The organism is Pedobacter nutrimenti (assembly GCF_003208655.1).
In the GTDB taxonomy this organism is placed as follows: domain Bacteria; phylum Bacteroidota; class Bacteroidia; order Sphingobacteriales; family Sphingobacteriaceae; genus Pedobacter; species Pedobacter nutrimenti.
On the sequence record NZ_QKLU01000020.1, the window covers coordinates 1 to 1443 of the forward strand.

At 35.0% G+C, this 1443-nt stretch carries 3 protein-coding genes; 1 reads left to right on the plus strand and 2 read right to left on the minus strand.

Annotated elements, in window-relative coordinates; translation table 11 throughout:
* On the plus strand, positions 1–226 hold a 226-nt coding region (locus B0O44_RS25145), incomplete at its 5' end, for a hypothetical protein (protein ID WP_211321454.1).
* A gap of 303 nt (positions 227–529) precedes the next feature.
* Here B0O44_RS25145 and B0O44_RS24825 read toward each other — a convergent pair.
* Together B0O44_RS24825 and B0O44_RS24830 are read right to left on the minus strand one after the other, a co-directional pair.
* A complete protein-coding gene (locus B0O44_RS24825) occupies positions 530–817 on the minus strand; it encodes a type II toxin-antitoxin system RelE/ParE family toxin (RefSeq protein WP_110834805.1) in 288 nt (95 codons plus the stop codon).
* Positions 814–1020 (minus strand): DUF2683 family protein, encoded by a 207-nt coding sequence (locus tag B0O44_RS24830; protein WP_110834806.1) that lies wholly within the window; start codon positions 1018–1020, stop codon positions 814–816. Before B0O44_RS24830 ends, B0O44_RS24825 begins: the two co-directional genes overlap by 4 nt.
* Between the last annotated feature and the right edge of the window lie 423 nt (positions 1021–1443).

Sequence of the window (1443 nt, forward strand, 5' to 3'; positions counted from 1 at the left end):
AAATCTCATCAACATTACCTTAAACCCGCTTTTCAATCTCCCTCGCCAATCCCTCTCTAGTGTCCCCTTCCTTCCGAAGCGGGATGCAAAAGTAGGATTATTTTTTCTATCTCCAAACTTTATTTCAGTTTTATCTAAATATTTATGCCTTCCTAACTACTCAAACTATCATCTTCAAAACACAATGAATTATTTAACAGATGCTTATCCTAAATTCCACCCATAAAATCTCGTTCCGATTTTTTTTTTAAAAAAGTACGCTTACCTATCTGATTCCAATACAAAATACCTAAACGTTACTTTTTATTAAAAAAATAGCTTCCGCCATTCATGATCAAGTTTAAATCATTATTAGTTTTTTGTCCGTCCCTGTGAAAAAATAAGTTATAAATTCACATAATTATTTTCTGATAGAAATCCATTTAGATTTAAAACATATTATTTTAATGTCTATTTAAAATCGAAGAACTCGATTAATCTTCTTATAGTTTGATATAAGTAGCAACTTTTAATAAAGAGAAATGGAATACTAAAAGATAGGCTCTTGTCGGTTGTCCCAAAAAAATAAAAGATGCACAGCATCTGTTTTTACAAGATAGAATAGGGAGCATTGTTTTGTAATCAGTGCAACCCTGATATTTTCTCCCAAATCTGACGCTTTAAACATCATTGGATATTCCGAAATCAGGGCAATCGTCTTCTCAACTTTCGACAAAAACCCATCTGCGGAACGTTGTCCAAATTTTGCCAGAATAAAATGGTAAACTGATTTAAAACTTTCACTGGAATGAGGCGTATAAAAAATATTCAGGCTCATTTCAAACCTAACATATCTTTAACCCCTTTATATGGCTTCAGCTCTCCCTGTTGAACTTGTTCTAATGATTGCTTTACTCCCTGGAGAACAGCTTCCGGATAAATTTCACTTTTCTGTTCGAAAGCAATTTTCATTGCTTTCATCACTGCTTTCAATGCTGTTAATTGTTCTTTATTTTCAGGGTAAACGATAAGTGCATCCATATACAAATATAAGAATTAGCCATCGCATTTAATTACTATAAATTTTTATCACTTATAATCCGGTGTAGATAAGAACCATTTATTCATGGGTATACTCCTACAAGGAGCTCGGCCAGCGACACTCCAGTAATTCATTATCATTAATTTAAATCACTTTAATTCTTCTGTATAGCTTCTAATACTTCTGATCTGATCACATATAAGTTCGAGTGATCAAGATCTGCCTATAAACTCCTAAAGCTTTCAGCGTTTCCATTTCAGGTACCAGGGGACTGATCAGGATTCATTTGTTCTGTCACTGTCAGGGTTTGGTATGGATTTAAGGTTTCCCGTCCGGTCAAGGTCTGGGCCCTTAGGAAAGGGAAAAGCTGCTGTTTGAATAAGCCCGCTCAGGCCGGCTTTGGTGTGGCTTGGCTTGACCTG